Raw genomic sequence first — 16,940 nt, 5'->3', positions numbered from 1 at the left:
ATGTCGGAAAGGGTACTCACTTTCGTCGATGAGAAGCCGGCCGAGTCGGGGAAGCGGACCGATGAGGTGCTGGTGGGAATCTCGCCGGCGTTCGCCGATTTCTTCAGCCAGACCATCACCGGGATGTCGCACGCCGATGTGATCCGCCAGATTCTCGCCGGTATCGAGGAGCAGGAGGTGTCGGCACGCATCGTGCGGATCCGGCACAGCAGCGACCTGGCCGTCGTCGCGCACACCGCGGCGAAGCTGTCCGGATCCGGTATCGCGATCGGCCTGCTGTCCCGCGGCACCACGATGATCCACCAGCGGGATCTGCCGCGGCTGTCGAGCCTGGAACTGTTCCCGCAGAGCCCGCTGATGACGCTGGAGACCTACCGGCAGGTCGGCTCGAATGCGGCCCAGTACGCCAAAGGCGAATCACCCGAACCCGTTCCGACGCTGAACGATCAGATGGCCCGGCCGCGCTGGCAGGCCAAGGCGGCCCTGCTGCATCTCAAGGAGACCGAGCAGATCGTCAAGGGTGCAAAGCCGGTCGAGGTGGTGCCGCAGTTCGCTGAAGCCCTGGCGAACTGATGTCGCAGACCGTTGTCGGTGTCGACATCGGCAACTCGACGACGGAGGCCAGCGCCGCGACGATCGGACCCGACGGGTCGGTGCAGTACCTCGGGGCTGCCCTGGCGCCCACCACGGGCGTCAAGGGCACCCCGCGCAATGTCGACGGCGTGGCCGATGTGGTCGAACGCGCACTGCGGGTGGCAGGTGTCGCGGTGGGCGATCTCGACGTCGTGCTGCTCAACGAGGCGACCCCGGTGATCAGCGGGATGGCGATGGAGACCATCACCGAGACCATCATCACCGAGTCGACGATGATCGGGCATGACCCGCGCACCCCGGGTGGCCGCGGCTTGGGCGTCGGCACCACCGTCGGTTTCGATGCGCTCGCCGAAACCTCCACGGCGGAACCGGTGATCGTCGTCGTACCCAGAGGTGTGGACTTCGAGGTCGCGGCGGGACAGATCAACGCCGCGACCCGTCGCGGTGTCGCGGTGGCCGCGGCGATCCTCGGGAACGACGATGCCGTCCTGGTGGTCAACCGGCTGGACGGCGCCATCCCGGTGATCGACGAGGTGTCGCGTATCGATGCCGTGCCGCTGGGCATGTTGGCAGCGGTGGAGGTCGCCGGACCGGGCCAGTCCATCCGAACCCTGTCCAATGCCTACGGGCTGGCCACCATTTTCGAACTCGATGCGGCAGCCACCAGGGTGGTGTCACCGGTGGCCCGGGCGCTGACCGGGAACCGCTCCGCGGTGGTCGTCCGCACACCCGCCGGCGATGTCGCCGATCGCACCATTCCGGCGGGATCCCTCGAACTCAAGGGCGAGAGCCGTCGTGCGACAGTCGACGTGTCGCGCGGCGCCGTCGAGATCATGTCCGCCGTCGAGCGGGTCAGCCCGTTGGCCGATGTCAGCGGCGAGGCGGGCACCAACACTGGCGGCATGATCGCGAACGTGCGCCAGAGTATGGCCGACCTCTCCGATCACGCCGTCGCCGACGTACACATCAAGGACCTGCTTGCGGTGGACACCTTTGTCCCGCAGGAGGTTCGCGGCGGTGTGGCCGGGGAGGTGGCGCTGGAGAACGCAGTGGCACTCGCCGCGATGGTGCGCACCCGGGACAGCGGAATGCAGGCGGTGGCCGCCGCGGTGGCCGACCGCCTGCGTGCCGGCGGAGCCGAAGATGTCGAGGTCATCGTGGGCGGGGTCGAGGCCGAGATGGCGGTGCTCGGTGCCCTCACCACCCCCGGCACCGACAAACCGCTCGTCGTGCTCGACCTCGGCGGCGGATCCACCGACGCGGCGCTGATCGAGATCGACGGTTCGATCGAGGCGGTGCACCTTGCCGGGGCGGGCGATCTGGTCACCAAGCTCATCGATGCCGAACTCGGCCTGGACAATCTGGAACTGGCCGAGGACATCAAACGATGCCCACTCGGCAAGGCCGAGAGCTTCTTCCATGTCCGGCTGGAGAACGGCACCGTGCAGTTCTTCGAGAAGCCGCTGCCGGCAACGGCATTTGCCCGGGTGGTCACCCTCGATGGGCACAGCATGAACCCGATTCCGGGACGGCATTCGATGGAGCGGATCAGAACCGTCCGGCGGACCGCCAAGGAACGCATCTTCGTCGTCAATGCGCTGCGTTCGTTGCGCACGGTCGCTCCGGGCGGAGATCTGCGTCAGATCGGCTTCGTGGTGCTGCTGGGTGGCTGCGCCCTGGATTTCGAGATCCCGCAGCTCATCGCGGATGCCCTGGCCCCGTATGGGATCGTCTGCGGCACAGGCAACATCCGCGGCACCGAGGGGCCGCGCAATGCGGTGGCGTCCGGCCTTGTCGCCTCCTACGCGGGCCGATCTGCCGGCGTGCTGGTGAGCGACAGTGGCTGAAAGGTCCACCGGCCGCGGTGGCCAGCCGTCCCGGCCGGTGATCGTCGTACTCAGTGACGGCGCCGGGCCCCCGGTGCGTGAGGTGCTGGCGGGGATAGAGGAGGAGGGCGTGCCGTCGTCGGTGCAGCCGGTGGCCGACGCCGATCGTGGCATCGCCGCAGCAGATCTCGCCGTGCGGGCCGCAATGCAATCACCGCTGCAGGTCGGGGTGGGCGTCAGCGCGGCGGGGGATATCTGTGTATGCCACGCGAAGCTCGCGCAACCGGTGTTCGAACTGACTGCCGGAACGCCGGACGCCGCGGCGCGGACCATGGGGCACAACGCCGCCCGCATCGTGGCCGGACTGCCGCTGAAGTCGCTGACCGATCATCACCTCGGCCACGTTTGAGGCCATGTTGGGCTGGACACGGCAGCCTTAACGGACGATACTGCTGTATCAAAGGTTGGGTATCAGACCTTTAGGCTGCCCGGAGTTGAGCAGTCGAACGCTGGAAGTCCGTGGYCGGGCAGGAGCATCTCGCAAGGTTTCGGTTGCCGCCACGCCTTCCCGGTCAGCCCGAGGCTGGCAGTAGTCAGGCAGCGTCGTGAAATTCAGAAAAGACTTGATTGCACTGTGAACGAAGGAGTTCCAAGTGGCCGGTGTTGAAGAACACCTCGAGAGTGCGGACTATCTGCAGAAGCGTCAGCTCAAATCGGGCACCGCGGGCTGGGTGTTGCTGGCAGGTCTCGGCATCAGCTATGTCATTTCCGGCGACTACTCGGGCTGGAACTTCGGCCTGGAGCAGGGCGGGTTCGGCGGTCTCGCGATCGCCGCGGTCATCATCGCGGGCATGTACCTGGCGCTGGTGCTGGGCATGGCCGAGCTGTCCTCGGCGCTGCCGGCCGCCGGTGGCGGCTACACCTTCGCGCGCCGCGCGATGGGCCCGTGGGGTGGTTTTGCCACCGGCACAGCCATTCTCATCGAGTACGCCATCGCGCCTGCGGCCATCGCCACCTTCATCGGGGCCTATGTCGAGTCGCTGGGGCTGTTCGGCATCACCGACGGTTGGTGGGTGTACCTGGTGGCCTACGCCATCTTCATCGGCATCCATCTGGCCGGTGTGGGTGAGGCGCTCAAGGTGATGTTCGTGATCACCGCCATCGCACTGGTCGGTCTGCTGGTGTTCGCCATCGCCGCCGTGGGGCACTTCGATGTCGCCAACCTGACCGACATGGCCGTCGACGAGAGCGCCGCCGGCGCCTCCAGCTGGCTGCCCAACGGTTACCTCGGCATCTGGGCCGCCTTCCCGTTCGCCATCTGGTTCTTCCTGGCGATCGAAGGCGTGCCGCTGGCCGCCGAGGAGACCGCCAACCCCGAACGCAACGTGCCGCGCGGCATCATCGCCGGCATGGGCGTCCTGCTGGTCACCTGCGCCGCCGTGCTGATCCTCACCACCGGCGCCGGCGGTGCGGCGGCGATGTCGTCATCGGGTAACCCACTGGTCGAGGCGCTCGGCGACGGCACCGCCGCCAAGATCGTCAACTACATCGGTCTGGCGGGCCTGATCGCCAGCTTCTTCTCCATCATCTACGCCTACTCGCGACAGCTGTTCGCGCTGTCGCGGGCCGGATATCTGCCCAGGGTGCTGTCGGTCACCAACTCGCGCAAGGCGCCCATGCTGGCGCTCATCGTGCCCGGGATCATCGGGTTCGTGCTGTCGCTGACAGGGCAGGGCGCGATGCTGCTGAACATGGCGGTCTTCGGTGCGGCGCTGAGCTACGTCCTGATGATGATCAGCCATATCGTGTTGCGCCGCCGCGAGCCGGATATGCCGCGGCCGTATCGCACCCCCGGCGGTGTCGCCACCACCGGCTTCGCCCTCGTCATCGGGGTGTTCGCCGTCATCGCCACCTTCCTGGTCGACCCGGTCGCCGCGGGCTGGTGCCTGGCTGTCTTCGCCGCATTCATGCTGTATTTCGCGTTCTACAGCCGGCACAAGCTGGTGGCCAACTCGCCCGATGAGGAATTCGCCATGCTGGCGCGGGCGGAGGACGAGCTCAAGTGATCTACCGGCAGCAGGTCTCCGGCGTGAACTACGCCTTCGACGGACTCGTGGAGGTGATGGCCAAGGCCACACCGCTGCGCTCGGGCGACCAGCTCGCCGGGTGCGCCGCCGAGCACGATGCCGAACGCGCGGCCGCCGCGTGGGTGCTCGCAGACCTGCCGCTGGACACTTTTCTCAATCAGGAGATCGTCTCCTACGAGACCGACGAGGTCACCCGGCTGATCATGGATACCCATGACCGTCAAGCCTTTTCGGCGATATCGGGACTGACGGTGGGCGGCCTGCGGGACTGGCTGCTGGAGACTTCCGCGCATGACGACAGCGCCACGCGCATCGCGGCCGTCGCCCCGGGGCTGACTCCGGAGATGGTGGCCGCGGTCAGCAAGATCATGCGCAACCAGGATCTCATCGCGGTCGCGGCGGCCACCCGGGTCACCGCGTCGTTCCGCACCACCATCGGCCTGCCCGGCACGCTCGCGACCCGGCTGCAGCCCAACCATCCGACCGACGACCCGCGCGGTATCGCCGCGGCCGTCCTGGACGGGCTGCTACTGGGCTGCGGGGATGCGGTGCTCGGCATCAACCCGGCGACCGACTCTCCGCAGGCCACCGCCGACCTGTTGGTGCTGCTGGACTCCATCCGCACCCGCTACGACATTCCGGTGCAGTCCTGCGTGCTGTCGCACATCACCACCACCATCGGGTTGATCGAGAACGGGGCGCCCGTCGACCTGGTGTTCCAGTCCATCGCCGGGACCGAGGGCGCGAACTCCGCCTTCGGCGTGGACATCGCACTGCTGCGGGAGGGACGCGACGCCGCGATGAGCCTGGGACGCGGCACCGTCGGTGACAACGTGATGTACCTGGAGACCGGGCAGGGCTCGGCGCTCAGTTCACACACCCACCTGGGTGTCGGCGGCAAACCGGTCGACCAGCAGACCCTGGAGACGCGGGCCTACGCCGTCGCGCGCGACCTGAACCCGTTGCTGGTCAACACCGTCGTCGGTTTCATCGGGCCGGAATACCTCTATGACGGCAAGCAGATCATCCGGGCCGGGCTGGAAGACCACTTCTGCGGCAAGCTGCTCGGGCTGCCCATGGGCGTGGATGTCTGCTACACCAACCACGCCGAGGCCGACCAGAACGACATGGACACCCTGCTGACGCTGCTGGCGGCGGCCGGCGCGGCGTTCGTGATCACCGTGCCGGGAGCCGATGACGTGATGCTGGGCTATCAGAGCCTGTCCTTCCACGACGTGCTCACCACCCGCCGCACCCTGGGACTGCGGCCGGCCCCGGAGTTCGAGGCCTGGCTGCGCAAGGTCGGGATGGTCGACGAGGCCGGCCGTCTGACACCGTTCGATCTGACGCACTCACCGTTGCGTGCGCTCACCTCTGCTACATGAGGAGCGCTGTGAGTAGTAGTAGTGATGCCGCCGACATTCCGACCCGGGAGGGTGATTCGGCGGTCCAGGAGTTCTGGGCCGAACTGCGCAAGACCACCCAGGCCAGGATCGGGCTGGGCCGGGCCGGCAATGCCCTGCCCACCCGTGAGGTCCTGGCGCTGGCGGCCGCGCATGCCGCGGCCCGCGACGCCGTGCACATCCCGCTGGACACCGATGCCCTCGCCGCCGCGGTGCGCGAGGCCGGGATCGGTGACCCGGTGGTCGTGACCAGCAGGGCGAGCACGCGCGAGGWGTACCTGCGCCGCCCGGATCTGGGCCGGATGCCCGCCGAGGACATGCAGGTACCCAGCGCGCCCGCCGATATCGGCTTCGTGCTGGCCGACGGACTGTCGCCCACCGCGCTGAGCCACCACGGCGCCGCCCTGCTGAAAGCCCTGGTGGGGCGGCTGGGTGACCGGTACACCCTGGCCCCACCGGTGATCGCCACCCAGGCCCGCGTCGCGCTCGGCGATCACATCGCGGCGGCGCAGGGCGCACGCACACTGGTGCTGATCATCGGGGAACGTCCCGGTCTGAGCGTCGCCGACAGCCTCGGCATCTATTTGACGCACCTGCCCCGGCCCGGCCGCACCGACGCCGACCGCAACTGCATCTCCAATATCCATCCGCCCGACGGGTTGGGCTACGCCGAGGCGGCGCGGGTGGCCGCAGGCCTGATCGGCGGGGCGCTGGCCCTGGGGCGATCCGGCGTCGCGCTCAAGGACACCTCGCGGCTCGACGCGCTCAACGAGACCGACACTGCTGAACTCTGATCGGGCGAGTGTCGGCTCGTGTGTCACTTCCGGCCGATTCTTCGCACACAAGCCCACAATGGTCCCCAGGAACCGCGTTTTGACCTGGGCGGATGGCGGCCGGTAAGCTCCTCCGTTGGCGTGTGCTGCCCATCCGGGCATACGGGTCCCGGGTCAACGTCGGTCGCCGGGTAACCCTGAGCGCGTCCGCCTGACCGGCACCGTAACCCGAGAGTAGAAGGTAAGCACTGTGCCTACTTACACGCCGAAGGCGGGTGACACCACGCGTTCGTGGTACGTCATCGACGCCCAAGACGTGGTGCTCGGCCGTCTCGCCGTCGAAGCAGCCAAGCTGCTGCGCGGCAAGCACAAGCCGACATTCACGCCCAACGTCGACGGTGGCGACTTCGTCATCGTCATCAACGCCGAGAAGATCGCCGTCAGCGGCGACAAGCTCACCAACAAGTTCGCTTACAGCCACTCGGGTTACCCGGGCGGTCTGCGCAAGCGCACCATCGGCGAGCTGCTGGAGAAGCACCCCACCCGTGTCGTGGAGAACGCGATCATCGGGATGCTGCCGCACAACAAGCTGAGTCGCCAGGTTCAGAAGAAGCTGAAGGTGTACGCCGGCCCGGAGCATCCGCATGCCGCGCAGCAGCCGATTCCGTTCGAGATCAAGCAGGTGGCCCAGTGACCGAAGTGAACGAGACCGAGGTTGTCGAGGTGGAAGTGACCGAAGACGCCGTGCAGGCGCCTGAGGCGACCGAAACCGCCGACGAGACCGTCATCGTGGAAGCCGCAGTCGAGGAAGCCGCTCCGCGCGAGCCGATCTACATCGACCGCCCCATCCAGACGGTCGGCCGCCGTAAAGAGGCCGTCGTCCGGGTGCGCCTGGTGCCCGGCACCGGCAAGTTCCATCTGGACGGCCGCACCCTGGAGGCCTACTTCCCGAACAAGGTGCATCAGCAGCTGATCAAGGCTCCGCTGGTGACCGTGGATCGCGTGGACAGCTTCGACATCTACGCCCACCTCGACGGTGGTGGCCCGTCCGGGCAGGCCGGCGCACTGCGTCTGGCCATCGCGCGTGCACTGATCATCGTGCAGCCCGAGGACCGTCCGGCCCTGAAGAAGGCCGGCTTCCTCACGCGTGACCCGCGTGCCATCGAGCGCAAGAAGTACGGCCTCAAGAAGGCCCGTAAGGCTCCGCAGTACAGCAAGCGCTGATCTGTTCAGTCTTGGCACCGCCGGGTGTGGATTCCGATCCACACCCGGCGGTTTCTTTTTATCGTGACCTTGTTAGCTGATGTCTTCGCCGCAGGGTGTGGGTAAAGGCGTCGGGGGTGCCGACCTCGCCGGGTCCGTCACTGTTCATCTCGGCGTTTTGCCTTGCAAGGCCCTCGCCCGCAGCGAATTTTCGAGCCTCGGCGATATGTTGGCCCTGACGCCGATGTTTGCGGGGTGGGTTTGACACTGCGTGCGGCGCTGGACCACCTTGGGTGTGGAGCGGGGGCGCTGCAGCATGCGCCCAGGCAGAGAATCTGCCGTCGGTACGAGTCAGTCAGCTCGTGGGGGACCGGCACCGCTTCGCTGACTGAAAGGATGAATATGAACAAGATGACCTTTACGCGAGTGACCGCCGGTGCCGCCCTTGGTAGCGCACTGCTTCTGTTCGGAGGAGCCGCAGCGGCCAACGCCGAGCCCGGCGACGGACGTGTGGACCTCGCCATCGGCACCGCCGGCGTTCTCACCGGTGTGCCCCTTGAGACGGCCACCCAGATCGCCGCAGGTGTCTGCGACAGCGATGCCACCACGATCTCCACCGTCGCCGAGAGCGTCGACGCCAGTGGCGCGCAGCAGAGCGTGTGCAACAACGACATCGGTGCCGTCGACTTCCGGCAGAACACCGCCACCGTCGAGGACGGTTCCTCCGGTGTGATCGATGCGCCGGGTACCGCCGAGGGGGCTTCCTTCTCCGAGGAGCCCGCGACGGAGACCGAGGCGCCCGCACCCGATGACGTGACCGGCGACGAGGAGCCTGCGATCGAGGGTTCCGAATCTCCGGTGACGCCCACCACCACGACCCCAGTTCCTGCCCCTGTCGGGTAGTCAGATCAGGTCGACCAGCAGCATCCCCACCGCCCGTACCCGCCAGGGTGCGGGCGGTGGTCCGTTCCGGCCACGAGCGGGTATCGATCGGGCGCCGACACGGGTTCAGGGGTTGCCAGTTGGCTCTTTGGGCGTCTCGTGTGAGAAATTTGTGGGCATGGCTCGACTGTTCGGCACCGACGGCGTGCGCGGAGTCGCCAATCTCGACCTGACCGCCGAGTTGGCGCTCGCACTGGGCGCTGCCGCTGCCCGGCGGCTGGGATCTGCCGGCGGCTCCCGGCGCAGGGTCGCCGTGGTGGGGCGCGACCCGCGCGCCAGTGGTGAAATGCTGGAGGCCGCGGTGATCGCCGGCCTGACCAGTGAGGGCATCGATGCGTTACGTGTCGGGGTGCTCCCCACTCCCGCGGTGGCCTATCTGACCAGCGCCTATGACGCGGATTTCGGCATCATGATCTCCGCGTCGCACAATCCGATGCCCGACAACGGCATCAAGATCTTCGGCCCCGGCGGGCACAAGCTCGACGACGCCACCGAGGACCGCATCGATGAACTGTTGACCTCCGGTCCGGGCGTCCGTCCACTCGGTGGTGGCATCGGGCGGGTCGTCGATGCCGAGGACGCCCTGGACCGCTATCTGCGGCACGTCGCCAAAGCCGTCACCACCAGGCTTGACGGGGTCAAAGTGGTGGTCGACTGTGCCAATGGCGCCGCCTATACCGCCGCCCCGCTGGCGTACCGCGCGGCCGGCGCCGAGGTCATCACCCTGAACGCCGCGCCCAACGGGCTCAATATCAACGACGGCTGCGGATCCACCCATATGGAGGAGCTGCAGGCCGCCGTCGTCACGCACGGCGCCGATCTGGGCCTGGCCCATGACGGCGACGCCGACCGTTGCCTGGCCGTCGACGCCGCCGGTGAGCTGATCGACGGTGACGCCATCATGGTGATGATGGCGCTGGCCATGCAGGAAGCCGGCGAGTTGGCCTCCAACACCCTGGTCGCCACCGTGATGAGCAATCTGGGACTGCACCTGGCGATGCGGGCGGCCGGTATCGAGGTCCGTACCACCGCGGTCGGTGACCGGTACGTGCTCGAGGAACTGCGGGCCGGTGAGTTCTCGCTGGGTGGCGAACAGTCGGGTCACATCGTGTTGCCGAGCTTCGGCACCACCGGCGACGGGATCGTCACCGGGCTGCGGCTGATGTCGCGGATGGCGCAGACCGGCTCCACACTTGCCCAGCTGTGCGAGCCGATGCAGACCTTGCCGCAGGTGCTGATCAATGTCGCCGTCGCCGACAAGGCGACCGTTGCCCAGACCGACACGGTGCGGACCGCGGTCGCTGCGGCCGAGGCCGAACTGGGTGACACCGGCCGGATCCTGCTACGCCCGTCGGGCACCGAGCAGGTCGTCCGGGTGATGGTGGAAGCCGCCGACGCGGACACCGCCCGCCAGCTCGCGGTGCGGGTCGCCGAATCGGTCAGCCAACAGAAATAGTCTCTGCCGGAGGGGAACCGAACCGGGCGCCGCTGCGTCCAATTCGGGTATGGGACTTTTCGACTCTGCCCGGATGGATGCCGCCGCGGTACTCGATATCGCGCACCGCTACGACAACGCCGCCGACCAGGTGGACAGCGCGTTGCAGCGATGCCAGGCAGCGCTGACGTTCTCCGGTACGCGCGCCGGCCGGGAGTACACCGACGGAGGCGGCGAGGTGCGCCGGTCTGTCGAGCACACCATCGGCGCACTGCGCGGCTGGTCGCGCAGCTGCCGCGAAATAGCTTCGCAGCTTCGGGTTTCCGCCGAGGATTACGCGCAGATCGATGACCGCGCCGCACGCCGGATCGGATGATGGACGTGCTGGAAGCGGGAGCGCCCGCGGTCGAGGTGATGACCGAGTATGCGCGGGCCTGTCGCCTGCTCGGGCATTCGGCGCCGGAGCCGGCCGGCCTGCACGCCGCGTACACCGCCGAGGACGGTATGGACCTGCAGGCGCTGGATGACGACAATCGCACGCTGTCGGCAGCCGTCGCCGGAGCCGAGGGGGCACTGCTGCTGCAGGAACAGGCACGGCGAGCGCTGGCCACGGCATGGCGGGGTGCCGGAGCCGAGGCGGCCGCCGATCACCTGGCGCGCCACGCGGAAGCGGCGGCCACCTCCCTCGACGGGCTGCGCGGCGCCGCGGCCGCGCTCACGGACCTGCGAAACCGGCTGCGGCAGTTGATCGATGCCAAGGTCGGCACCGCGCAGGACATCGAGGCGCGGGGGATGAGGGCCGAATGGTTGAGCGCATCCCGCATCGTGACGACCGGAACCGGGGACCGGGCCGGCGCCAGCGAAATGGTGGACATGCAGGTCGCGCCGTTCGTGGCCAACGATATTGCCCTCGACTGGGTTTGCGCGATGCGGGACACCGAGTCGGCGGTCCGGCAGGCGTACCGCGATGCCGTTGCAGCGATCGTTGCGGAGGCCTCGGTCGTGTTCGAGCGACCCGGCCTGTCGGTGACCGAACCTTCTGTCGCCGAGTCGGTTTCCGGTCCGTCATCCCCGGCTCCGGTGGCGCCGGCCGGGTATGTTGCGGGCCCGGTACCTGCGGGTGCGGCCCCCGCTCAGGCCCCTGCCGTCCCGATGGCACCGCCATTGGCGGCGCCACCTGCGCACCCACCGGCGGCGCTGGATCCGATGGCCGCGGCACCCATGCCGACTGCCGCTTCGCCGCTCGGTCCGGGCATGTCGGGCATGTCGGGCATGTCGGGACTGTCCGGTCTCGGACAGTCCTTCGCCGACCTGCTGGGCAGCCTGTTCGGTTCCGGCGGTGACGGACTCGGCGAAAGTCTGGGGGCTGCCGGTGATCTGGACTCCCTCACCGACGATGTCCCGGAGGACACCGAGCCAGACGACCTGGACGGGATCGAGGACGAGGGCGACGTGGACGACGAAGACGCCGAGGAGGAGGAACCGCTGGAGGACGAGACATCCGTGGCGGAACCGGGGGAGCAGCCTGCCGAGGAGGAGGTGCCGGTGGAAAACGTTGTGCCCGTTGCGGTGCCGCCGGAACCGTTGGCGCCGACGCCGGTGGCCGAACCGCCCGCCGAGCCGGTGCCGTCCGACACGCCCTGCGAGATCGCCGCCGACGAACTGCCGCAGGTCGGGCCGTGAGCTAGGGGCTGCGGGTGACCAGGTCCCAGCCGTCGGCCGGATTGCCGCGTATCACAAAGTATCCGGTGTTCTGCAGCGGTGTGGTCGCCAGAGACGCCGTGTCCACTCCGCGCACGTTCATGGCGACCCACATCATGATGGCGGCCCCGTGCGAGTAGGCAAGGACGTTGGGGTCCGGGTCGCCGATGGTGTCCCGGTACATGGTCTCGACGGCTTCGTCGTACCGGGCGTCGAATTCATTGCCGTCGATCGAACCCGGTATGCGCGCGGCGCGATCACCACGCAGCCACTGTAGGGGTGCGTGGAAGTAGGTGGTGCCCGCCTCGGCCTCGGGCAGGCCCTCGTAGTTGCCGGCTTCGATCTCGCGCAGGCCCGGCAACACCACGACCGGTTCATGGAGAGCCGCCGCCATCGGCTGTGCGGTCTGCTGGGTCCGGACCATGGTCGACGCGAAGATGGCGTCGTAGGTCTGGCCCTTGCCCCGTAGCGCGCCGGCGACGGACTCCGCCTCGTGCACGCCCAGTTCGGTGAGTACCGGCCCGGGGGTCGAGGTGTCGATGAGACCGGAGGCGTTGCCCGCGGACTGCGCGTGGCGGACCAGGGTGAGGGTGATGTCGCGCAGCTGCGCGAGGGCCACCGGCGCTGCGCCGATCGACAGGGTCAGCGCGATCACCAACATGACCGCTGTGCGCGTGCTGCTGCTCCGGGCCACGGGAGATCCTTTCAGAGAGACAACACGGTCGCGACTGAAAATTCAGCCGCGACCATGTCGCCGATCTCATTGCAAAAGCTAGCGCGAACCGGTGCGCGCCGTTCCGGAACCGGTGCGGCGCTGTCCGCCGCGACCGCCACTGGAGCGACCGCCGCCGGTGTGGCCCGAGCCGGCCGGAGCTGCGCCGCCGGCACCGTTGTGGCGCTGGGGCCTGCGGCGGCGTCCGGGCTGCTGCGAGGTGCGTGCAGGTGCTTCCGGGGTCTCGATCACGAGACCGCCGGTGAAGGAACGCTCGCCGGGGGCGATCTCCTGCAGCACCGGGTGTGAGGCGCCGCTGAACTTGGTGATGGTCGGCTTGACGCCGGCCTTGCGGGTCAGCACCCGCACATCGGCGACCTGATCGTCGACCATCAGGGTCACCACGGTGCCGTCGTTACCGGCGCGGGCGGTACGCCCGGACCGGTGCAGGTAGGCCTTGTGCTCGACCGGCGGGTCGGCGTGCACCACCAGGTTGACGTCGTCGACGTGGATACCGCGTGCGGCGATATCGGTGGCGACCAGCACCGAGGCGGAGCCATCGGAGAACGCCCCGAGATTGCGGGTACGGGCGTTCTGGGAAAGGTTGCCGTGCAGTTCAACTGCCGGCACGCCACGTGAATTCAGCTTGCGAGCAAGGCCTTTGGCGCCGTACTTGGTGCGGGCGAACACGATGGTGCGGCCCGGCGATGCGGCCAGGTCGGCCAGCACGTCGAAACGCGCTGCGCCATCCACGTGCAGGACGTGGTGCACCAGGGTGGAGACCGGTGAATTCTCGGAGTCGACGCTGTGCACGATCGGGTCGCGCAGGTAGCGCTGGACCAGCACGTCGACGCCACCATCGAGGGTGGCCGAGAACAGCAGCCGCTGGCAGTCGCGCGGTGTGCGGTCGAGCAGGCGCTTCACCGGAGGCAGGAAGCCGAGGTCGGCCATGTGATCGGCCTCGTCGAGCACGGTGATCTGCACCGCGGACAGGTCGGCATGACCGGACTTCACGTGGTCTTCCAGCCGGCCGGGGCAGGCGATGACGATATCGACACCGTCGCGCAGCTTCTGGATCTGCGGCCCGGCGCTGACGCCGCCGAACACGGTCACCGAACGCAGGCCGGTGGCCTTGGCCAACGGTGCGAGCGACGCGTCGATCTGGGTGGCCAGCTCGCGGGTCGGCGCCAGGATCAGCGCACGCGGCCGACCGGCACGCCGCGGCGTGTCCGAGGCGGCCAGGCGGGCGACGACCGGAAGCAGGAATGCGTAGGTCTTACCGGATCCGGTGCGACCGCGGCCGAGCACATCGCGGCCGGCCAGCGAATCGGGAAGTGTCGCGGACTGAATGGGGAAAGGGGACTCGATGCCTGCGGCAGTGAGTGTGTTGACAACGGCTTCGGGCAGGCCGAAGTCGGCAAACGTAGACAAGAATGCTCCATGGATAGGAATGGTCGTCCTGCCCGGCGCGGATGGTTCCCGCGGCTCTCGGTGTGACGATCGAGCAAGGCTCAAGAACTGGCCTTGGCGAAGCGGCAAAAGGCAGAACAGACGATGCCGCTGTCACCCAGGATACCCAAGGAAGCCCAATGCCGGAAACTATGAGGTGAGCGTCACCAATTCCTCGGTGAATCGCACGGCCTCGGCCTCGTCGGTGGCCAGTGGATGGACCAGCATCGTCGTGACGCCGGCCTCCTTGTAGGCAGCCAGCCGTTCCTTCACGAATCCGCGCGGTCCGACCAGCGACACGTGGCGCACCAGCTCGTCGGGCACCGCGGCGATCGCCTCGTCCTTCTTGCCCGCCAGGAACAGGTCCTGGATGTGGTCGGCGACCTCGCCGAACCCGTATCGGGTGGCCAGGTTGTGGTAGAAGTTCTTGCCCTTGGCGCCCATGCCGCCGATGTACAGCGCCAGTTGCGGTTTGGCCCAGGCCAGCCGGTCCTCGACGTCATCGCCGATGGCGAGGCTGGCGCTGACCATGATGTCCAATGGGCCGCGGGCGGGATCGCGCTTGGCATAGCCGGCGCGCAGGGCGTCACCCCACACCTCGTCGGACTTCTCCGGGTAGAAGAACACCGGCTGCCAGCCCTCGGCGATTTCTGCGGTCAGCTCAACGTTTTTCGGCCCCAGTGCCGCGATGGTGATCGGGATATTCTCTCGCACAGGGTGATTGATGAGGCGCAGCGGCTTGCCGAGCCCGGTGCCGCGACCCTCGGGCAGCGGGATCTGGTAGTGCTTGCCGTCGTAATTCACCTTCTCGCGGCGCCACACCTGCCTGCAGATTTCGACAACCTCACGGGTACGGCCCATCGGGGCGTCGAACGGGACGCCGTGGAAGCCCTCCATCACCTGTGGGCCCGACGTGCCGATGCCGAGCCGGAAGCGCCCGTCGGACACGTAGTCCAGGCCGGCTGCGGTCATGGCCAGCAGGGTGGGGGTGCGCACGTAGATGGGCACGACGCCGGACCCGAGTTCGATCGTCGAGGTCTTGGCCGCCAGGTATCCGAGCTGGCTGATGGCGTCATAGGAATAGGCCTCGGCCACCAGCGCGATGTCGACGCCGACCTTTTCCAGTTCGACGACCTGCTCGACGGCCTGTTTGAAGCCGCCCGCATAGCTGAGGAAGATTCCTGTGCGCATGGAAGAGTTATATCACCAACCGGTTGGTTGGGAGTGCGTCGAGGGCGTCAGCCCTTCAGCAGCGCGACGACCTTGTCCTCCAGCGAGGGCTGGGCGGCCTCCGGGTCGGGTGCCACCGTCTTGGGCAGCACCACCTCGGGATCGGCGAAGTCGCGGTACTCCTTGTCGCCGGTCAGTACGTACAACAGGTAGCCGGTCAGCAACGCGCGGGTCGCCTTCTGGGTGCCCTTGTCGGCGCCGGGCAGGCCGACCGCCTTGGCCAGCCGGCGTCCCTCGATGAGGCCGCCGGCCTCGGCCTTGGCCACGGTCCGCAGAATGGCTCCGGGCCAGGCGTGTGCGAGTGCGTCGGCATTGGATTTGAGGGCCGTGGTGTCGCCAGGTGCCCGCAGGATCAGGCCCGGCAGCGTCAGYGCGGCGGCGGGCTGTTCGGCGGGTGGGCTGGTGACCGCGGGGAACAGCGCCGCGGCGGCCTTCAGTCGCGATCCCAGGCCGGCGGCGGTGAAGACCGCGGCCGATCCGCCGAAGCCGTGGCCGACGACGCCCAGCTTGGCGGGATGCACGCTGATCTGGCCTGGCCCCAGACGTACCCCGGCGATAATGTCCAAGGTGGTGCCCAGGTCGACGGCCAGATTGAGCGCCGATGGGGCCAGTGAGCGTTCGGTGTCGGGGGCGGCCGCCACGATGCCCCAGGACGCCAGGTGCTCCAGGGTGCCCGCATAGCGGTCGGCGGCGGCCAGCCAATCGTGGCCGAACGCCACACCGGGCAGGCTCAGACCCGACTCAGGGGTGTAGACGATGCCGGGCTGGCCGGCGAAAGCGAGGTCTCCGCGCAGGACGCGGTGCGGTCCGCGCCGGGTCAGAGCAGCGAAGAGTTTCTTCGTCTTGGCCACGCATAGACCCTAGTCGACGCCTGCGGGCCGTCATCGCCGACTGTGGCGATGAGCACCTCGCCGCCGCGCAAGGCGGGGCTGCGAGGGCGGCTGCACTACCCTGGGTCCCTATGTGTGGAATCGTCGGCTATGTCGGGCAGCGCCCTGCCTGCGAGGTCGTCGTCGATGCGCTGCGGCGGATGGAATACCGCGGCTACGACTCCTCGGGGGTGGCACTGCTCGACGGCGCCGGTGGACTCACCGTGCAACGACGGGCGGGCCGGCTGGCCAATCTGGAAGAGGCCCTCAAGGACGCCGACGCGGGCGACCTCGGCGGGACGACCGGTATGGGGCACACCCGGTGGGCCACCCATGGCCGTCCCACCGACCGCAACGCCCATCCGCACCGCGATGCCAGCGGCAAGTTCGCCGTCGTGCACAACGGCATCATCGAGAACTTCGCGGCCCTGCGCGCCGAGTTGGAGACCGCGGGCGTCGAGTTCGCCAGCGACACCGACTCCGAGGTCGCCGTGCACCTGGTCGCCCAGGCCTACCGCACCGGGGACACCGCCGGAGATTTCGTCGCCTCGGTGCTGTCGGTGCTGCGGCGGTTGGAGGGTCATTTCACCCTGGTCTTCGCCTTCGCCGACGAGCCCGGCACCATCGTCGCCGCCCGCCGTTCCACCCCGCTGGTGGTCGGCGTCGGTGACGGCGAGATGTTCATCGGCTCCGATGTCGCAGCGTTCATCGAATAC

Annotated in this window: 16 protein-coding genes and 1 pseudogene; 13 read left to right on the top strand and 4 right to left on the bottom strand. The window is 68.2% G+C overall.

Translation table 11 applies throughout. The annotated features are described in order from the left end of the window. The 12 genes from AC1DTF_RS02730 (at nt 1) to AC1DTF_RS02675 (ending at nt 11,946) form a co-directional block, all read left to right on the top strand. Complete coding sequence (locus tag AC1DTF_RS02730) at nt 1-573, top strand: propanediol/glycerol family dehydratase medium subunit (RefSeq protein WP_057167114.1); 573 nt, start codon at nt 1-3, stop codon at nt 571-573. After that, nucleotides 573-2,441, top strand: coding sequence for a diol dehydratase reactivase subunit alpha (locus tag AC1DTF_RS02725; protein ID WP_477472951.1), 1,869 nt, complete (start codon nt 573-575; stop codon nt 2,439-2,441). The genes AC1DTF_RS02730 and AC1DTF_RS02725 overlap by 1 nt, the downstream gene beginning before the upstream one ends. Beyond that, nucleotides 2,434-2,829, top strand: a complete 396-nt coding sequence (locus tag AC1DTF_RS02720) for a glycerol dehydratase reactivase beta/small subunit family protein (protein WP_477472950.1) — start codon at nt 2,434-2,436, stop codon at nt 2,827-2,829. The genes AC1DTF_RS02725 and AC1DTF_RS02720 overlap by 8 nt, the downstream gene beginning before the upstream one ends. A 244-nt stretch (nt 2,830-3,073) precedes the next feature. Continuing rightward, nucleotides 3,074-4,486, top strand: a complete 1,413-nt coding sequence (gene eat, locus AC1DTF_RS02715) for an ethanolamine permease (protein ID WP_057167117.1) — start codon at nt 3,074-3,076, stop codon at nt 4,484-4,486. After that, nucleotides 4,483-5,892 (top strand): ethanolamine ammonia-lyase subunit EutB, encoded by a 1,410-nt coding sequence (locus AC1DTF_RS02710; protein ID WP_477472949.1) that lies wholly within the window; start codon nt 4,483-4,485, stop codon nt 5,890-5,892. The genes eat and AC1DTF_RS02710 overlap by 4 nt, the downstream gene beginning before the upstream one ends. Before the next feature lie 8 nt (nt 5,893-5,900). Continuing rightward, entirely contained in the window at nt 5,901-6,704 is an 804-nt protein-coding gene (eutC, locus tag AC1DTF_RS02705) for an ethanolamine ammonia-lyase subunit EutC (protein ID WP_477472948.1), read from the top strand. A gap of 229 nt (nt 6,705-6,933) precedes the next feature. Next, entirely contained in the window at nt 6,934-7,377 is a 444-nt protein-coding gene (gene rplM, locus AC1DTF_RS02700) for a 50S ribosomal protein L13 (protein ID WP_057167120.1), read from the top strand. A 92-nt stretch (nt 7,378-7,469) separates the two neighbouring features. Beyond that, nucleotides 7,470-7,907, top strand: a complete 438-nt coding sequence (gene rpsI, locus AC1DTF_RS02695) for a 30S ribosomal protein S9 (protein WP_477473017.1) — start codon at nt 7,470-7,472, stop codon at nt 7,905-7,907. Nucleotides 7,908-8,297: 390 nt separating this feature from the next. Continuing rightward, the gene (locus tag AC1DTF_RS02690; RefSeq protein ID WP_156409148.1) at nt 8,298-8,789 is read left to right on the top strand and encodes a hypothetical protein; all 492 of its coding nucleotides are present in this window, start codon (nt 8,298-8,300) and stop codon (nt 8,787-8,789) included. Nucleotides 8,790-8,946: 157 nt separating this feature from the next. Continuing rightward, entirely contained in the window at nt 8,947-10,284 is a 1,338-nt protein-coding gene (glmM, locus tag AC1DTF_RS02685) for a phosphoglucosamine mutase (RefSeq protein ID WP_477472947.1), read from the top strand. A 49-nt stretch (nt 10,285-10,333) separates the two neighbouring features. Beyond that, nucleotides 10,334-10,639, top strand: coding sequence for a type VII secretion target (locus tag AC1DTF_RS02680; RefSeq protein ID WP_477472946.1), 306 nt, complete (start codon nt 10,334-10,336; stop codon nt 10,637-10,639). After that, on the top strand, nt 10,636-11,946 hold the full coding sequence (locus tag AC1DTF_RS02675; protein WP_477472945.1) for a hypothetical protein: 1,311 nt from the start codon (nt 10,636-10,638) through the stop codon (nt 11,944-11,946). Before AC1DTF_RS02680 ends, AC1DTF_RS02675 begins: the two co-directional genes overlap by 4 nt. Before the next feature lies 1 nt (nt 11,947). On the opposite strand, the gene AC1DTF_RS02670 is transcribed toward AC1DTF_RS02675, so the two are convergent. From AC1DTF_RS02670 to AC1DTF_RS02655, 4 genes are all read right to left on the bottom strand, one after another. After that, entirely contained in the window at nt 11,948-12,625 is a 678-nt protein-coding gene (locus AC1DTF_RS02670; protein ID WP_477473016.1) for a histidine phosphatase family protein, read from the bottom strand. 111 nt (nt 12,626-12,736) lie between these two features. Beyond that, complete coding sequence (locus tag AC1DTF_RS02665; protein WP_057167126.1) at nt 12,737-14,107, bottom strand: DEAD/DEAH box helicase; 1,371 nt, start codon at nt 14,105-14,107, stop codon at nt 12,737-12,739. 168 nt (nt 14,108-14,275) lie between these two features. Further along, nucleotides 14,276-15,316 carry an LLM class F420-dependent oxidoreductase gene (locus AC1DTF_RS02660; RefSeq protein WP_057167127.1) on the bottom strand — a complete coding sequence of 347 codons (1,041 nt, stop codon included), beginning with the start codon at nt 15,314-15,316 and terminating at the stop codon, nt 14,276-14,278. A 47-nt stretch (nt 15,317-15,363) separates the two neighbouring features. Continuing rightward, nucleotides 15,364-16,206: a dienelactone hydrolase family protein gene (locus AC1DTF_RS02655; RefSeq protein ID WP_057167128.1), complete on the bottom strand. Its 843-nt coding sequence runs from the start codon at nt 16,204-16,206 to the stop codon at nt 15,364-15,366. Between the two features lie 110 nt (nt 16,207-16,316). Here AC1DTF_RS02655 and AC1DTF_RS02650 point away from each other — a divergent pair. Then, nucleotides 16,317-16,940, top strand: a pseudogene (locus AC1DTF_RS02650) (glutamine--fructose-6-phosphate transaminase (isomerizing)); the annotation flags it as partial.

The organism is Mycobacterium sp. P4_H6, from assembly GCF_056400845.1.
The sequence above is the reverse complement of the archived record's forward strand: the minus strand, read 5'-3'. Positions and strand labels throughout refer to the sequence as shown.